Origin of the sequence: Bradyrhizobium sp. RT6a, assembly GCF_040547675.1 — a bacterium.
GTDB lineage: Bacteria > Pseudomonadota > Alphaproteobacteria > Rhizobiales > Xanthobacteraceae > Bradyrhizobium.
Map to the genome: position 1 here is coordinate 226450 of NZ_JBEPQC010000007.1, position 15653 is coordinate 242102.

Genomic DNA, 15653 nt, shown 5'->3' on the forward strand with positions numbered 1-15653 from the left:
TCAGATCGAGCGCAGCACGTAGCGGCGGTTGTCCTTCTGCACCGGGCGCGCGTTCATCGGATAGAGCTTTGCGAACGCGGCGACGTCGGTGGCCGACACCTGGATCGGGTTGGTCAGCAGCAGCCATTCGACCACTTCCGAACAGGGCGGCGTCGTCAGCGAGCCGGGATAGCGGAAGTAGCTGAGCCTCGTGGGCAGCATGGCGTGGGGATCGATGGTCGTATCCGCCTTCACGGCGGGGCCTTCCGCGGCCGGCATGGTCTTGACGATCTTGCCGAAGGCCGGGTTCGGCTTGCCCTCGGCCATCAGCACGCCGACCACGGCGAGCCCGCCGGCCTCGTTGCGGTGGACGAAATGCGCCTCCATCGGAAAATTCTTGCCGCCGATCATGTGCTCGCTCGGGCGGTGGAAATGCACCTGGAGCAACTTGTATTTGACGTCGCCCAGCGTGAGCGTGCTGCCCTCGCTGAAGTTGAGCTGGATCGTGTGCCCGTTGTTGACGATGGTGTCGGCGCTCTTGCCCCAGTTCAGCTTCAGCGCGGGCAATTGCGATTTGACCGTCGCCTCGATGTCGATCGGCGATTGTTGCAGGCCGACCGCGCAGGCCTTGTTGGCCGCGTCGAGCTCGCCCCATTTGGCGCCGGCGCCTTCATAGCTCCAATGCGCACCTTCGGCGGCGAAGGCCGGCTTGCAGAGCGGACAAAGCGCAAGACCCGCGAGGGCCTTCAATGCGTGACGGCGATTCATCATATTCCCCCTAACATGAATTTGCTCGGCAATGAGTGGCGGCAACCTATGCGAGAGAGATGCTGAGTCGCAAGGCTGCCAGGCGAGACGCGATCACTGGCTTGCCCACACGATCCGCGCGATCCAGCCGACCTCGCTCGCTGCCATCGTCCGCTCGGTCTGGGAGGTATCGAGCGGCTGCAAATCCAGAGCCTTTGCCGTGCGGCGCTTCAGCGTCGCCACCGTCACCTCGCCCGCCCTAGTCTTCACCACTACGCGATCCCCTTTGTGGATCGGCGCGCCGGGCGCGACCAGGATGATGTCGCCGTCGCGATAGGCGGGTGCAAGCGCTTCGCCGGTAATCTGCAGCGCGAAGTTGTGGTTGCCCTCGGCGGCGGGAAGGGCAAATTCGGTCCAGCCCTTGCCGACGGGAAAGCCGGACTCGTCGAAGGCGCCGCTCGCGCCTGCCAGCGCGAAGCCGAGCAGCGGCACCGAGCGGCCGCCGCCGGCGTCGTCGCCGACCAGCCTGGCAAAGGTGTTGATCGAGGAATCTGCCGCCGCCAGCGCTTTCGCGATCGATTCGGTCGACGGCCAGCGCTCGCGGCCGTCGGAGGTGACGCGCTTGGACTTGTTGAAGGTGGTGGGATCGAGCCCGGCGCGCTTGGCTAGGCCGGACGGCGACAGCCCGGCACGCTCCGCCAGCCGATCCAGTGCACCCCAGATCTGGTCGTGGGTGAGCATCCTCTGCGCTTTGGCCTGCTTGACCATGGAAGGTCCAGCCCGTCGCAACTCAGGAAAACTATCCTCAAATCAACCGGTTTTCCGCTTTTCGTGCAAGAGGCGGCGTCTAAGTCTTGAGTTCGGCAGGGGTGGCCTTTACGGTCCCGCCCGGGATTTAAAGACCCACGAGAGACGAAAATCCCCAAGAGACTCAAAGAGCTGTCTCCACGGGCAAACAGGGCTGCGTAAGCGGTGGTCAAGATCTACAAAATCTGTCCGGCCTCGGCCTGGCGCGAGGCGGAACGGCAGGGTGTCTACCGCGGCAGCGCGGACGATTCGCGCGACGGATTCATCCATTTCTCCACCGCTGCCCAGGTTCCCGAGACCCTGCAGAAGCATTATGTCGGGCAGCGCGCGCTGTTCCTGGTCGAGGTCGACGGCGATGCGCTCGGCAGCGCATTGCGCTGGGAGCGTTCGCGCAATGAGGAGCTGTTTCCGCATCTCTATGGCGAGCTCGATCTCGGCGCGGTGATTGCCGTGATGAACCTCAACACGCGCTCCGACGGCGGCCACGACGTTCCGGAGCTTGCCCCGTGATCCGCGCCTTCGACGCTCTCTCACTGCCGGTGTTGCGCTGGCTCGATCCCGAGGATGCGCATCGCCTCGCGATCCAGGGCCTGCGCTTCCTGCCGCCGGGCAAGCCGCACGCTGATGATCCCAAGCTTGCGGTGCGTGCGTTCGGGCTCAACTTCCCCAATCCGATCGGCATGGCCGCGGGTTTCGACAAGAGTGCCGAAGTGCCGGATGCGCTGCTGCGGCTCGGCTTCGGCTTCGTCGAGATCGGCTCGGTGACGCCGAAGCCGCAAAGCGGCAATCCGCGACCGCGGCTGTTTCGCCTCGAGCGCGACGAGGCCGTGATCAACCGCATGGGCTTCAACAATGACGGCGCGGAGACAGCCCTGCGCCGGCTCGCGGCGCGCGCGCAGCACGGCGGCATCGTCGGCGTCAATGTCGGCGCCAACAAGGATTCGCCCGATCGGGTCAATGATTACGTTAAGCTGATCGAGACCTTTGCGCCGGTCGCGAGCTATTTCACCGTCAACGTGTCCTCGCCGAACACGCCGGGCCTGCGTAATCTGCAGGAAGGCGCGCTGCTCGACGATCTCCTCGCCAGGGTGATCGACGCGCGCGAGCGGGTGCGCGAGAGCGCCGGCGATACGCCGGTGCTGCTCAAGATCGCGCCGGATTTGAGCCTCGCCCAGCTCGATGACGTCGTGCAGGTCGCGCGCTCGCGCCGGGTCGACGGCATGATCGTGTCGAACACGACGATCGCGCGGCCGAGCACGCTGCGCGAGGAGATGCGCGCGAAGGAGCAGGGCGGCCTGTCCGGCCGGCCGCTGTTCCGGCTGTCGACGCGGATGGTCGCCGAGACCTATGTGCGCGTCGAGGGCGCATTCCCCCTGATCGGCGTCGGCGGCGTGGATTCGGGCGGCGCCGCGCTGACGAAAATCCGCGCCGGCGCGAGCCTGATCCAGCTCTATTCGTCGCTCGTCTACAAGGGCCTCGGCCTCGTCGACGAAATCAAGCGCGACCTCACCTCGACCCTATTGCGCACCGGGCGGGATTCTCTCTCCGAGATCGTCGGCTCTGACGCAGCCACTTTGACGGCGGAAGCCTGGCCGGGGATGTAGCTCTTCGCGCGTAGCCCGGATGGAGCGAAGCGCAAGCCGGGATTCTATCCGCGGACGCGAAGGCCCCGGATTACGCTTTCGCTCCATCCGGGCTACGAGTTACAGCGACTGCTTCAAAAACGTCTTCCTGTACAGCGCCGGATAGCGCGCGGCCTGCAAGCCGCCGCGCGAGACGTAGGAGGCGATCAGCGCGCTCCACAGCCCGGCATTGCCAAACGATTGCAGCGCCCACCATGTGGCGAGGAAGATCGCGAGCGAGGCCAGCATCAGATTGCGCATCTCGCGCGCCCAGGTCGCACCGATATAGATGCCGTCGAAGCCGAAGGCGAACACGCCGGGAATGGGCGCGAGCACGACGAACGGCAGGAATTCCCGCGCGCCGCGACGGACGGCTTCGCTCGCCGTCATGAAATCGATCAAGTTCGGCCCAAACAGCGCGAACAGCGCGGACACGACCAGCGCGAAGCCCAGCCCCCATAGCAGCACCAGCCGGGTCGAATCCGCAAATCCCCTGGCGTCGCGGGCGCCGAGCGTACGGCCGCAAAGCTGCTGGGCTGCGTTGGCAAGACCATCGAGGAAGAAGGCGCTGACCAGCAGAAAATTGTTGAGCACGGAATTGGCGGCCAGCGTGACGTCGCCGGCCCGCGCGCCCTTGGCGGTGAAAAACAGAAACACGGCGATCAGCGCCGCGGTGCGGATCAGGATGTCGGAATTCACCGCCAAGAGCCGCATCAGCTTGGCCCGGTCGAACAGCTCTGCGTATGGCACCGCGAACCCGCCGTCCGCATAACGGCGGCAGACCATCACGCCGAGCCCGAATCCGGCCGCTTCAGACAGCAGCGCCGCGATCGCAGCGCCCGCGATGCCGGTGTCGTAGACCAGCACCAGCAGGATCGTCGCCGCCGCGTTGACGAGATTGATGACAACCTGGAGCGCGAGCGCCGGATTGGCGCGCGCCTGGCCGACCAGCCAGCCGAGGATGACGTAATTGGCGAGCGCCAGCGGCGCCGACCAGATCCGAATCACGAAGTAGGTTTTTGCCGCGCGCGTGACGCCTTCGCTGCCGCCCATCAGGTCGAACAGCACGGCGGCCAGCGGCAGTTGGAGCGCGATCAGGGCCATGCCGATCAGGCCGGCGACGATGAAGCCGCGCACCAGGATCGCGGTCAGCTCGCGCGTCTCGCCGGCGCCGAGCGCCTGCGCCGTGAAAGCGAGTGTGCTCATGCGCAGGAAGCCGAACAGCCAGAACAGGCAATCGAAGATGACGGACGCGATGGCGACACCGCCGAGCAGAGCGGCGTCGTCCAGCCGTCCGATCGCGGTGGTCGAGACCACGCCGATCAGCGGCGTGGTGAGGTTCGCGACCATCGCGGGGCCTGCGATGGCGAAGACCTGACGGGAACCGATCTTCAAGTGAACGGGTGCGTGCATGTCAGAACACGAGCACCATGCCGTCTTCGGCGGCGAGATGGGCGATGTCGTCGAGGCGCGACAGCACGTCTTCGCTCATATGGGTGAGGACGAGGCGTTTCGCGCCGATTTCGGGAAGATGCTGTTCCAAGGTCTTCAGGCCGAGGTGATTCTTGACCACCTTCTCGTACATATAGGCTTCGGCGATGAAAAGGTCGGTGCCATGCGCCAGCGGAATGAGCGTCTCCGTCCATTCGGTATCGGCGCTGTAGGCCAGCGTGCGGCCTTCCGCTTCGATGCGATAGGCGAGGAACGGTCCGCCGGATTCACCGTGCACGACGGGGTAGGGCGTCACCGTCACCGCGCCGAAGCTTTGGCTCTGCTCCGGCGCGAGCTCGACGACCGACAGCTCGAAACGCTGTTCCGTCTTGGATGAATGCTCGAACAGAGCCTCCATCACCGCACGCAGCCGGGTCTCGATGCCTTTGGGGCCGGCGATCGTGAGCGGCCGCGTTCGCCGCGAGAATTGCGCGTCGAGCAGGACAAACGGCAGCCCGGCAAAATGGTCGCCGTGGAAATGCGTGATCAGGATGAGATCGATCTCATTGCAGTCGATCTCGAGCCGCTTCAGCGCCGGCAAAGCCGACGCGCCGCAATCGATCAGGAAGTTGGCCTCGCGCCCCGAGACGTGGAAGCAGGTGTTGAGCCTGCCGCCGGATCCGAAGGCGTCGCCGCAGCCGACAAAGCGCAATTGCATCGGCCGCCAGCTCCCTAGAGCATGATCCGGAAAAGTGTGAAGCGGTTTTCCGACAAGATCATGCTCAAAAGTAACGACTTACCTGCGGGGCGCGCCGAAAACGCGCATCAGCAGCCAGATCGGAATCACGATGACAGCGCCGAGCAGGAAGTAGCGCCACAGCCAGTTCACGGTGTCGAAGCCGAGATCCCACAGCCGCTGAAACAAGAGACGAATGCTGTAGAGAATATTCCAGGGATCGAAGCCGATCGCCGCCAGCACGACGCCGACGAGGATCGAGAGCAGCACCAGGCGAAACGCGACCGCCAGCGGCGAGCCGCCGAGAAAGCGGTTCAGGCCGTCAGTGCGGCCGGCCGGCAAATCTCTGACGTCGTGGGCCATCTCAAACTCCTCAGCGGATTCGACCCTATCATAGGGCAAGGCGGGGGACATGGGGAACCCGCAGCGGCGCGTCAATCGGCTTACGGGATTTTAATGCGGGCAAGCGCATGCCCAAGGCTTCTTAAGCCTCAATCTCCGCCGCCTCCGCTTTCAGCATCTTTTCCAGCGTTTCCAGCCGGTCGGCCTCCCGCGGCGGCTTGTCCCAGCGCAGCCGGCTGATCCGGGGAAAGCGCATCGCGACGCCGGATTTGTGCCGCGGCGAGCGCTGCAGCCCCTCGAAGGCGACCTCCAGCACCAGCCCCTTATCGCCCTCGTGCACGACGTGGCGGACGGGGCCGAATTTTTCGGTGGTATTGCGACGCACGAAGCGGTCGATCTGGAGCAGCTCCTCGTCAGTGAAGCCGAAATAGGCTTTTCCGACCGGCACCAGCTCGTCGCCGTTGTCGCCTTCAGTCCAGACGCCAAAGGTGTAGTCGGAATAGAAGGACGAGCGCTTGCCATGGCCGCGCTGCGCGTACATCAGCACGGCGTCGATGATGTGCGGATCGCGCTTCCACTTCCACCACTGTCCCTTCGGCCGTCCCGGCAGATAGGGGGCATCGCGCCGCTTCAGCATCACGCCTTCGACGGCGTCCGCGTCTTCGCCCGCACCGGCGCTGGCAGGATCGGCGCGTGCGGCGGTCAAGGCCTCCCAGGTTGCGAAGGGCACGGTGGGCGAGAGATCGATGCGGGGATCATCAAGCTTGCCGATGAAAATCTCCAGCCGCTCGCGACGCTCCGCGAACGGCAATTCGCGCAGATCGTTCTCCTCGTCGCCGAGCAGATCGTAGGCGCGCAGGTGAATCGGAAACTCTTTGATCAGCTTCGGAGACACGACCTTGCGGTTGAGCCGCTGTTGCAGAACGTTGAAACTCTGCACACGCCCTTCGCGCAGAATCAGGAGCTCGCCGTCGATGGCGCCGAGTAGCCGCAACGATGGCACGAGGTCCGGAAAGCTTCCCGTGATGTCCTCGCCGGTGCGCGAATAGAGCCGCGCGGTGATGTGGCCATGCTCATCGCGGCCGGCCACCGCCTGCACGCGGATGCCGTCCCATTTCCATTCGGCGATGTAGTCGGCAGGATCGAGCGCGGCGAAATCGGTGTCCTCGATCGCGTGCGCCAGCATGACGGGACGGAACGGCGCGGGATCGCGATTGACCGGCTTGTCGCCGCGACCTTCCAGCCAGGCGAACAGGTCCAGATAGGGCGGCGCGAGACCGGGCCAGATCAGCTCGACCTCATGCGGGTCCTTGTCGCCGAGTGCTGCGGCCGCGGTCTTTGCAAGGCGCGCGGAGATGCCGATGCGCAACGCCCCGGTGACGAGCTTCAACAGCGCCCAGCGGCCGGTCTCATCCAGCTCGTCGAGCCAGCGCTCGAGCTGCTTCGGCAGATCGGTCTTGCCGAGCGTGCGCAGCGTGGTGACGACCTCGGTGAGGGTTGGGGGAGGTGGGTTGTTGTGGTTGCTCGGATGGAGAGCATCGCTGGCATCTCGCCCGCGGTACCCCCCTCCCTGACCCTCCCCCACAAGGGGGGAGGGAACGGAGAGAGCCGTGCGTCCATCACTTTGGAAATGGCTGTCAGTTGTCGCGCTCACTGACAGCGGCGCGCGCAACTGGGCTCCCTCCCCCCTTGTGGGGGAGGGCGGGGGAGAGGGGTGGCTCGGAAAAGACTCGTCGTTGCTTGCGCTCCGCTTCGGCCACATCAGCGCCACCGTCTCCGAGAGATCGCCAACATAGTCGTACGACAGCCCGAACAGCACCGGATCGGTGCGCGAGGCGATGAGGTCGCGGATCAGCGCGGGCTTGGCGTGCTTGAAGCTCAGCGCGCCGGTCAGCGCGGCCAGCGCGTAGCCGCGGTCGGGATCGGCGACCTCGCGAAAATAGCTGGTGATCAGGCGCAGCTTGTTGTTGCGGCCGGGCTCGTAGGCGAGGCGGTCGAGCAGTTCGGCGAAGCGGTTCATGCTTCGGCCTCGTCAGCGAGCGGGGTCTCGGTCTCCTCCTCGTCGCCATAGCCGACCAGATCGAGCGGCCGGGCCTGCAAACCCTTGCTTTGGCACCAATGCACCAGCGCGTCTTCCTGGCCGTGGGTGACCCAGATCTCGCCGGCACCGGTCGCCGCGATCGTGGCGGTGAGGCCGTCCCAATCGGCGTGATCCGAGATCACCAGCGGCAGCTCGATGCCGCGTTGCCGCGCGCGGGCGCGCACCCGCATCCAGCCGGAGGCGAAGGCCGTGACGGGATCGGGAAACCGGCGGGTCCAGAGATCGGATGTCGCAGAGGGCGGCGCCAGCGTGATGGTGCCGGCGAGCGCCGCCTTCTTCACACCCTTCACCGGCCGCAACTCGCCGAGCTCGATCCCGCGGCTCTGATAGTAATGCGTGATCTTCTCCATCGCGCCATGCAGATAGATCGGCGCGTCGTAACCGGCTTGGCGCAGCAGCGCGATCACGCGCTGCGCCTTGCCGAGCGAATAGGCCCCGACGAGATGCGCGCGCTCCGGAAACAGCGCCACCGACGCCAGCAGCTTCTTGACCTCGTCGGCCGCGCCGCCATGGCGAAACACCGGCAGGCCGAACGTCGCCTCGGTGATGAAGACGTCGCAGGGCACGAGCTCGAACGGCGTGCAGGTCGGGTCGGGCGCATCCTTGTAGTCGCCGGAGGCGACGATGCAGGTGTCCTTGCAGGTGACCGCGACCTGCGCCGAACCGAGCACATGGCCGGCCGGATGAAACTTCACGCGGACATCGCCGAGCCGGATCTCCTCGCCATAGCGGATCGCCTGCGTCGAGCCGGCAAAATTCTCGCCATAGCGCAGCCGCATCATGTCGAGCGTTTCCTGCGTCGCCAGCACCGCGCCGTGGCCGGCGCGGGCATGGTCGGAATGGCCGTGGGTGATCACGGCCCGCTCGACCGGGCGGACAGGGTCGATATGGAAGCCGCCCGGCTTGCAGCATAGGCCGGCGGCAACTGGCAGCAGGATGTCTTGCGGACGCATGCCTGTTATATAGGTTGCGACCCCGCATCTTCGAGTCATCATCGCTTCGTTCCCTGGTTCCCCACAATGCCCCTGCGCCTGTTCCTGACCTCCGGCGATCTCATGGCCGACCGCCGCTTCGAGTTCGCGCGCGATCTCCAGCTCAAGGGCGATCTGGCGGCCGCCGCCGACCTGCTGGAGCAGACCATCGAGCTTGCGCCGAATTTCACCTCGGCCTGGTTCACGCTCGGCGAAATCCGCGCGCAACTCGGCGAGCGCGACAAGGCCATTGCGGCCTTTCGCAAATCGCGCGAGGCCGACCCGAGCGATCAGCATGGCGCCCATTTGCATCTGATACGCCTCGGCGACGCGCAATTGTCCGAGATGCCCAAGGCCTATGTGCAGGCCTTGTTCGATCAATACGCGCCGCGCTTCGAGCACGTGCTGATCAACGATCTCGGCTATCGAGCGCCGTCGTTGATCTTCAAGGCGGTGGTGGCTGCCCGCGTCGCCGCGAAAAAGCCCGCCCTGTTCAAGCGCGCCATCGATCTCGGCTGCGGTACGGGGCTGGCGGCCGCCGCCTTCGCAAAACAGGTCGACCAGTTCATCGGCATCGATCTGTCGCCCGGCATGGTCAAGGAGGCGCGCGCAACCGGCCTCTATGCCGAGCTCGAAGTCGCCGACATGATCGAAGGCCTGCGCAGCAGGAGCGATGCGAGCGCAAACCTTGTCGTTGCTGCCGATGCGTTCGTTTATCTCCCCGATCTCACGCCGGTGCTCGGCGAAGCCGGGCGCGTGCTCGCGCCCGGTGGCGTTCTTGCGTTCACGCTGGAGACCCATAACGGCAGCGGCATCGTTCTCGGCGAAGGCCTGCGCTATGCCCATTCGGCGGAATATGTGCGCGATGCGATGGCACAGGCCGGCCTCAAGCTCCTCACGTTGGAGCAGGCCTCGCCACGCATCGAGAACAACGAGCCGGTGCGCGGCCTCGTCGTTGTCGCCGAGAAAACTTGAGTTTAGGCGCTATACGCGGCGCATTAAGCGTCATTGCGTCGCAAAGCGGCGACTTCCCACTTGCGACACGTGCCGCGATGCCAGCACAATGTCCTGGCTAGGGAGAAACAAACAATGACCAGGAATCCATCGCGGCGCGATTTCAGCGCCGCCGCGCTCGCGACCATCGCGGCATCCACCTTGCCCGCGCCCTCCGTCTGGGCCGCGGAGAAGAAATACGATGCCGGCGCCAGCGACACCGAGATCAAGATCGGGCAGACCGTGCCGCATTCCGGCCCCGGCTCGCTCTACGGCGTGCTCGGGCGCGTCGGCGAAGCCTATTTCCAGATGCTGAACGAAAAGGGCGGCATCAACGGACGCAAGGTCAAATTCCTCACCATGGACGATGCCTACAGCGCGCCGAAATGCGTCGAGGCGACGCGGCGCCTGGTCGAGCAGGAGGAAGTGCTCGCGCTCTATGGCTCGCTCGGCACCGCGCCGCAGACCGCCGTGCACAAATACCTGAACTCCAAGGGCGTGCCGCAGCTGCTGCTCAACACCGGCGCGTCGAAGTGGAATAACCCGAAAGAGTTCAAATGGACGATGGCGGGCCTGCCGCTCTATCCGACCGAGGCGCGCATCCTGGCGCGGCACGTCGTCAGCGTGAAGCCGAACGCGAAGGTCGGCATCCTCTACCAGAATGACGATTTCGGCCGCGACTTCCTCGGCCCCTTCAAGAAGGTTCTGGAAGATTCCGGCGGCACCGCAAAGGTGATCATGGAGCAGACCTACGATCTGACCGATCCGACGGTCGATTCCCAGCTCATCAACCTCTCGAAGTCGGGTGCGGACGTCTTCTACAACATCTCCACCGGCAAGGCGTCGTCGCAGTCGATCCGGAAAGTGGCCGAGCTCGGCTGGAAGCCGCTGCAGCTGTTGTCGGCCGGCTCGACCGGCCGCTCGATCCTCAATGCCGCGGGCCTGGAGAATGCCGCCGGCATCGTCGCGATCCGCTACAACAAGGAGGTCGGCCTGCCCAAATGGGAGAAGGACCCCGACGTGATGGCGTTCGAGGAGCTGCGCAAGAAGTACACTCCCGCGATCGATCAGGACAACACCATCGCCTTCGCCGGCTACGGCCAGGCCGTCACCATGGGCGAGATCCTGCGCCGCTGCGGCGACGAGCTCACCCGCGCCAACGTGCTGAAGCAGGCCTCCAACCTCAAGGGCTTCCACTCGCCCTATTTCCTGGACGGCGTCACATACGACTACACGCCGGACGACTACACGCCGATGAAGACGCTCTTCATCTCCACCTTCACCGGCAAGGACTGGGACATCTCCGACAAGCCGATGTCGGAGTAGGGTCGCTTTCGTCCTTCTCCCCTTGTGGGAGAAGGTGGCGCGAAGCGCCGGATGAGGGGTCCTTCTCCGCGTACTCGAACGATGCTCTTTCGCGGAGAGATACCCCTCACCCGTCTCGCCGCTTCGCGGCGATCCACCCTCTCCCACAAGGGGAGAGGGAACGGCGGTATCTCGCTCATCGTTCGCGTAACCCCCTCGACGAACCCACCCCCACGGCTTACCTGTGATGCCGTGCCGCCCCGCATCCGCAAAATCCCGGCCACGCCTGCCGCGCTGCTGCCCGACCACTTCCAGGCGTGGTTCGCGGCCCGCGGCTGGTCGCCGCGCGCGCATCAATTGGCGCTGCTGGAGAAGGCGCGCGAGGACCGTTCCGCATTGCTGATCGCGCCCACCGGCGCCGGCAAGACGCTGGCGGGATTTCTGCCGACGCTGGTGGAGCTGAGTTCTGCGCCCAAAGCTTCGGCTGAATCCGTGATCTCCACCGGCCGCAGCCTGCAACGCACCGGTGGCCTGCACACCCTCTACATCTCGCCGCTCAAGGCGCTCGCGGTCGATATCGCGCGCAACCTCGAGCGTCCCGTCGCCGAGATGGCGCTGCCGATCAAGATCGAGACCCGCACCGGCGATACACCAACATCGCGGCGGCAGCGGCAGCGGCGCTATCCGCCGGACATTTTGCTGACGACGCCGGAACAACTCGCGCTGCTGCTGTCCTCCGACGACGCGCCGTTCCTGTTCTCGTCGCTGAAGCGCATCGTGCTCGACGAGCTGCATGCGCTGGTGACGTCCAAGCGCGGCGATCTTCTCTCCCTTGGGCTCGCGCGGCTGTGGCGATTGGCGCCGCAGATGCGCGCCATCGGCCTGTCGGCGACCGTGGCCGAGCCTGAATCGCTGGCGCGCTTCCTGGTGCCGCAGCCCGGCGGCAAGGAAGCGGCGGCCGACATCGTCATTGCCGGCGGTGCCGCGCCGCCGCTGGTCGAAATGATGGACACGCGCGAGCGCCTGCCTTGGGCCGGCCACAGTGCGCGCCATGCGCTTCCCGAGATCTACGAGCTGATCAAGGCGAACAAGACCACGCTTGTTTTCGTCAACACCCGCAGTCAGGCCGAGATGCTGTTCCAGAGCCTCTGGAGCATGAACGACGACAATCTTGCCATCGCGCTGCATCATGGCTCGCTCGACGTCGCACAACGCCGCAAGGTCGAGGACGCGATGTCGGCGGGCAAACTGCGCGGCGTGGTCTGCACCTCCTCGCTCGACCTCGGCGTCGACTGGGGCGACGTCGACCTCGTCGTCAATATCGGCGCGCCCAAGGGCTCCTCGCGCCTGATGCAACGCATCGGCCGCGCCAATCACCGCCTCGACGAGGCCTCGCGCGCGGTGCTGGTGCCGGCAAACCGCTTCGAGGTGCTGGAGTGCCGCGTCGCGATCGACGCCATCGCGGAGAATGCGCAGGACACGCCGCCGCTGCGGATCGGTGCACTCGACGTGCTGGCCCAGCACGTGCTCGGCTGCGCCTGCGGCGAGCCGTTTTTTTCCGACGAGCTCTACGACGAAGTGCGCACCGCCGCGCCCTACGCCGACCTCACGCGGCAGGATTTCGACGACGTGGTCGATTTCGTCGCCTCCGGCGGCTACGCGCTGAAGACCTATGAGCGCTTCGCGCGCATCAAGCAGGACCAGGAAGGGCGCTGGCGCGTCGCCAATCCGAAGGTGCGGCAGAGCTACCGCATGAATGTCGGCACCATCGTCGAGGACGACATGCTGAAGGTGCGGCTGGTTCGCTCGCGCGGCGGTGGTCAAGGAAAAGCAGGCGGGTCGACAGGCGTGATCGCGCGCGGTGGCAGGCTGCTCGGCGAGATCGAGGAAGCCTTCATCGAGGGCCTCTCGCCCGGCGACACCTTCGTGTTCTCAGGCGAGGTGGTGCGCTACGAAACCCTGGTCGAGGACCAGGTCTACGTCTCGCGCGCCAACGACAAGGACCCGAAAGTGCCGTCCTATATGGGCGGCAAGTTTCCGCTCTCGACCTATCTTGCCGAACGGGTCCGCCGCCTGCTCGATGACGGGCGCGCGTGGGTCGCCCTCCCGGAGCAGGTTCGCGACTGGCTGTCGCTGCAAAAGGACGTCTCGCGCGTACCGGCCGTGCGCGAGCTGCTGGTCGAGAGTTTTCCGCGGGCCAACAAGCATTACATCGTCTGCTATCCCTTCGAAGGTCGCCTCGCGCATCAGACGCTCGGCATGCTGTTGACGCGCCGGCTGGAGCGTGCCCGCGCCCGGCCGCTCGGCTTCGTCGCCAACGAATATGCGATCGCGGTCTGGGCGCTCGGCGACCTGTCCTTCATGATCCGGGATGGTAGGATCGACCTCGACACGCTGTTCGATCCCGACATGCTCGGCGACGATCTCGAAGCTTGGCTTGCCGAATCCGCGCTGATGAAGCGCACGTTCCGCAATTGCGCGATCATCTCCGGCCTGATCGCGCGCCGGCACACCGGCGAGGAGAAGAGCCGCCGGCAGGTGCTGTTCTCGACCGATCTGGTCTACGACGTCCTGCGAAAACACCAGGCCGACCACGTGCTGTTGCGTGCCGCGCGGGCCGATGCCGCCACCGGCCTGCTCGATCTGCGCCGTCTCAGCGACATGCTCACCCGCATCCAAGGCCGCATCACGCATCGGGAACTCGACCGCGTCTCGCCGCTCGCCGTTCCCGTGATGCTGGAAATCGGCCGCGAGTCAGTCTATGGCGAAGCGGGAGACGAGCTGTTGGCGGAGGCCGCCGACGAGCTCGTCAAAGAGGCGATGGGATAACAGCAGGTTTTGACGTGACGGCAGGCGCGCTGGTTTCAGAGGATATCGAGGACGTGCGCGTTTCGAATGTCAGCATCAGCAGCGTGACGTTCGCGGCCGATCTCTCCGGCGCCCTGTTCTGGGACGAGCAACGCCTCCTCGTCGTCTCCGACCTGCATCTGGAAAAAGGTTCCAGCTTCGCCATGCGTGGCGTGCTGCTGCCGCCTTACGACACCATCGCGACGCTTGGTCGGCTCGCTGCTGTCATCTCCCGCCATAATCCGCGCGTGGTCATCGCGCTCGGCGACAGTTTTCATGATCGCACGGCGCATGGACGCCTCTCGGCGGAGGATCGCGACGCAGTCGCCGCCTTGCAGGCCGGCCGCGACTGGATATGGATCTCGGGCAATCACGATCCGGCGCTGCCGCGTGATCTCGGCGGCACCGTCGCCGACGAAGTCGCGATCGGTCCGATCACGTTCCGCCATGAGCCGACCGGCGCGGGCGGCGAGATCGCCGGCCATCTGCATCCCAAGGCCCGCGTCTCCGCGCGCGGCCGTTCGATGGAGCGCCGCTGTTTCGCCTGTGACGGCGAGCGCGCCGTGATGCCCGCCTTCGGCGCCTATGCCGGCGGCCTCAGCATCCGCGATGTTGCGTTTGCAAAGATCTTTCCAAAGAACGGTTTTGTCGCGCACCTGCTCGGCGACCGCCGCGTCCATGCGATTGCAGCGTCGCGGTGTTATTAGGGCTCACGCTTCGTAGGGTGGGTTAGCGAAGCGTAACCCACCTCTTTAATTTCCGCTAAGGCAGAAGCGGTGGATTACGCCTTCGGCTAATCCACCCTACGCATCCGGCAAGATCACGCCGCCTTCGCCTGCACGTCGTCGCAAAACTCCGCCAACCGATCGGCGAGCCGCACCGTCGCGGGACTTGCGCCCGGCGCGGCCATCAATGCCACCTCGGTCCGGTTGATCGGCGCAAAGCCGTCCTTCGCGGTCAGCACGCGGTGATCGGCCTGGATCGCCATCTCCGACAGGATGCTCAAGCCCATGCCGGCCGCGACCGCGGCCTGGATGCCGGCGAGGCTCGATGACGTATAGGACATGTGCCAAGGCCGGCCCGCGCTTTCCAGCGCGTGGATGGCGCCGGCGCGGTAGAGGCAGCCGAGCGGAAAGCCGATCAGCGGGACCGAAGCGACATCGGCGTGGATCGGATGGCTTTTGCTGGTCACCCAGTGCACCTGCTCCGGCCACACCGCAATTGCGCCCTTCTCACCGGCCGCGCGCTTGAACAATGCGAGGTCGAGCTCGCCGCGATCGAGGTCGCGGGCGAGATGCTTGCTCTGGTCGGCGCGCACATCGAGCCGCAGGCCCGGATGCGAGCGCGAGAAGGCGCCGAGCAGTTTCGCCAGCCGGTACGCCGCGAAATCCTCGGGGATGCCGAGCCGGATCGCGCCTTCGCCGTCGGGCTGGCGCAGCACGTCACGCGCCTCCTCCGCGAGCGACAACAGCCGCCGCGCATAGGACAGCAGCCGCTCGCCGGCTTCGGTCGGGCGAACATCCTTGCCGTCGCGATGTAGCAGCACCTGGCCGACATCCTCCTCCAGCCGCTTGATCTGCTGGCTGACGGTCGATTGGGTGCGATGGACGCGCTCGCCCGCGCGGGTGAAGCCGCCGGCATCGACCACCGAGACGAAGCTGCGCAGGAGCTCCAGATCGAGCATGGGCTTCTCCATTCGAAAATCCACTGATTAGAAGTTAATCATTTAATTTCCAAATGACAAGCCGGCTCCCTAGATCGAGGGCTCAGGA

14 protein-coding genes are annotated in these 15653 nt (G+C 65.6%); 6 read left to right on the forward strand and 8 right to left on the reverse strand.

The genetic code is table 11. The features are described from left to right. Together ABIC03_RS30415 and ABIC03_RS30420 are read right to left on the reverse strand one after the other, a co-directional pair. Entirely contained in the window at nt 1-747 is a 747-nt protein-coding gene (locus tag ABIC03_RS30415; protein WP_275174606.1) for a carbonic anhydrase, read from the reverse strand. Between the two features lie 93 nt (nt 748-840). Beyond that, the gene (locus tag ABIC03_RS30420; protein ID WP_354063544.1) at nt 841-1494 is read right to left on the reverse strand and encodes a S24 family peptidase; all 654 of its coding nucleotides are present in this window, start codon (nt 1492-1494) and stop codon (nt 841-843) included. Between the two features lie 204 nt (nt 1495-1698). Between ABIC03_RS30420 and ABIC03_RS30425 the strand changes: the two genes are divergently transcribed. Continuing rightward, a complete protein-coding gene (locus tag ABIC03_RS30425; protein ID WP_275174600.1) occupies nt 1699-2043 on the forward strand; it encodes a DUF952 domain-containing protein in 345 nt (114 codons plus the stop codon). Continuing rightward, complete coding sequence (locus ABIC03_RS30430) at nt 2040-3137, forward strand: quinone-dependent dihydroorotate dehydrogenase (RefSeq protein WP_275174599.1); 1098 nt, start codon at nt 2040-2042, stop codon at nt 3135-3137. Before ABIC03_RS30425 ends, ABIC03_RS30430 begins: the two co-directional genes overlap by 4 nt. Nucleotides 3138-3236: 99 nt before the next feature. Here the strand turns inward: ABIC03_RS30430 and ABIC03_RS30435 are convergent, their stop codons facing one another. The 5 genes from ABIC03_RS30435 to ABIC03_RS30455 all read right to left on the reverse strand — a co-directional run bounded on the left by ABIC03_RS30435 (nt 3237) and on the right by ABIC03_RS30455 (nt 8718). Continuing rightward, nucleotides 3237-4568, reverse strand: coding sequence for an MATE family efflux transporter (locus tag ABIC03_RS30435; RefSeq protein ID WP_354063546.1), 1332 nt, complete (start codon nt 4566-4568; stop codon nt 3237-3239). Nucleotide 4569: 1 nt separating this feature from the next. Next, the gene (locus tag ABIC03_RS30440) at nt 4570-5304 is read right to left on the reverse strand and encodes an MBL fold metallo-hydrolase (protein ID WP_354063548.1); all 735 of its coding nucleotides are present in this window, start codon (nt 5302-5304) and stop codon (nt 4570-4572) included. A 78-nt stretch (nt 5305-5382) separates the two neighbouring features. Beyond that, on the reverse strand, nt 5383-5685 hold the full coding sequence (locus ABIC03_RS30445) for a DUF6460 domain-containing protein (RefSeq protein ID WP_275174596.1): 303 nt from the start codon (nt 5683-5685) through the stop codon (nt 5383-5385). A 121-nt stretch (nt 5686-5806) separates the two neighbouring features. Further along, the gene (locus tag ABIC03_RS30450) at nt 5807-7684 is read right to left on the reverse strand and encodes a cisplatin damage response ATP-dependent DNA ligase (protein ID WP_354063550.1); all 1878 of its coding nucleotides are present in this window, start codon (nt 7682-7684) and stop codon (nt 5807-5809) included. Then, entirely contained in the window at nt 7681-8718 is a 1038-nt protein-coding gene (locus ABIC03_RS30455) for a ligase-associated DNA damage response exonuclease (protein WP_354063704.1), read from the reverse strand. The genes ABIC03_RS30450 and ABIC03_RS30455 overlap by 4 nt, the downstream gene beginning before the upstream one ends. A 66-nt stretch (nt 8719-8784) precedes the next feature. Here ABIC03_RS30455 and ABIC03_RS30460 point away from each other — a divergent pair, with 66 nt between their 5' ends. From ABIC03_RS30460 to pdeM, 4 genes are all read left to right on the forward strand, one after another. Next, a complete protein-coding gene (locus ABIC03_RS30460) occupies nt 8785-9711 on the forward strand; it encodes a methyltransferase domain-containing protein (protein ID WP_354063552.1) in 927 nt (308 codons plus the stop codon). 114 nt (nt 9712-9825) lie between these two features. Next, nucleotides 9826-11055, forward strand: coding sequence for an ABC transporter substrate-binding protein (locus tag ABIC03_RS30465; protein ID WP_354063554.1), 1230 nt, complete (start codon nt 9826-9828; stop codon nt 11053-11055). A 231-nt stretch (nt 11056-11286) separates the two neighbouring features. Then, nucleotides 11287-13863, forward strand: a complete 2577-nt coding sequence (locus ABIC03_RS30470; RefSeq protein ID WP_354063556.1) for a ligase-associated DNA damage response DEXH box helicase — start codon at nt 11287-11289, stop codon at nt 13861-13863. Between the two features lie 14 nt (nt 13864-13877). Continuing rightward, entirely contained in the window at nt 13878-14588 is a 711-nt protein-coding gene (gene pdeM, locus ABIC03_RS30475) for a ligase-associated DNA damage response endonuclease PdeM (protein WP_354063558.1), read from the forward strand. Between the two features lie 113 nt (nt 14589-14701). Here the strand turns inward: pdeM and ABIC03_RS30480 are convergent, their stop codons facing one another. Continuing rightward, nucleotides 14702-15565: a LysR family transcriptional regulator gene (locus ABIC03_RS30480; protein ID WP_354063706.1), complete on the reverse strand. Its 864-nt coding sequence runs from the start codon at nt 15563-15565 to the stop codon at nt 14702-14704. Between the last annotated feature and the right edge of the window lie 88 nt (nt 15566-15653).

Excerpts from the sequence above, each read along its gene's own strand:
- ABIC03_RS30415 (WP_275174606.1), bottom strand. The coding sequence starts at position 747 with ATGAATCGCCGTCACGCATTGAAGGCCCTCGCGGGTCTTGCGCTTTGT.
- ABIC03_RS30420 (WP_354063544.1), bottom strand. The coding sequence starts at position 1,494 with ATGGTCAAGCAGGCCAAAGCGCAGAGGATGCTCACCCACGACCAGATC.
- ABIC03_RS30435 (WP_354063546.1), bottom strand. The coding sequence starts at position 4,568 with ATGCACGCACCCGTTCACTTGAAGATCGGTTCCCGTCAGGTCTTCGCC.
- ABIC03_RS30440 (WP_354063548.1), bottom strand. The coding sequence starts at position 5,304 with ATGCAATTGCGCTTTGTCGGCTGCGGCGACGCCTTCGGATCCGGCGGC.
- ABIC03_RS30445 (WP_275174596.1), bottom strand. The coding sequence starts at position 5,685 with ATGGCCCACGACGTCAGAGATTTGCCGGCCGGCCGCACTGACGGCCTG.
- ABIC03_RS30450 (WP_354063550.1), bottom strand. The coding sequence starts at position 7,684 with ATGAACCGCTTCGCCGAACTGCTCGACCGCCTCGCCTACGAGCCCGGC.
- ABIC03_RS30455 (WP_354063704.1), bottom strand. The coding sequence starts at position 8,718 with ATGCGTCCGCAAGACATCCTGCTGCCAGTTGCCGCCGGCCTATGCTGC.
- ABIC03_RS30460 (WP_354063552.1), top strand. The coding sequence starts at position 8,785 with ATGCCCCTGCGCCTGTTCCTGACCTCCGGCGATCTCATGGCCGACCGC.
- ABIC03_RS30465 (WP_354063554.1), top strand. The coding sequence starts at position 9,826 with ATGACCAGGAATCCATCGCGGCGCGATTTCAGCGCCGCCGCGCTCGCG.
- ABIC03_RS30480 (WP_354063706.1), bottom strand. The coding sequence starts at position 15,565 with ATGCTCGATCTGGAGCTCCTGCGCAGCTTCGTCTCGGTGGTCGATGCC.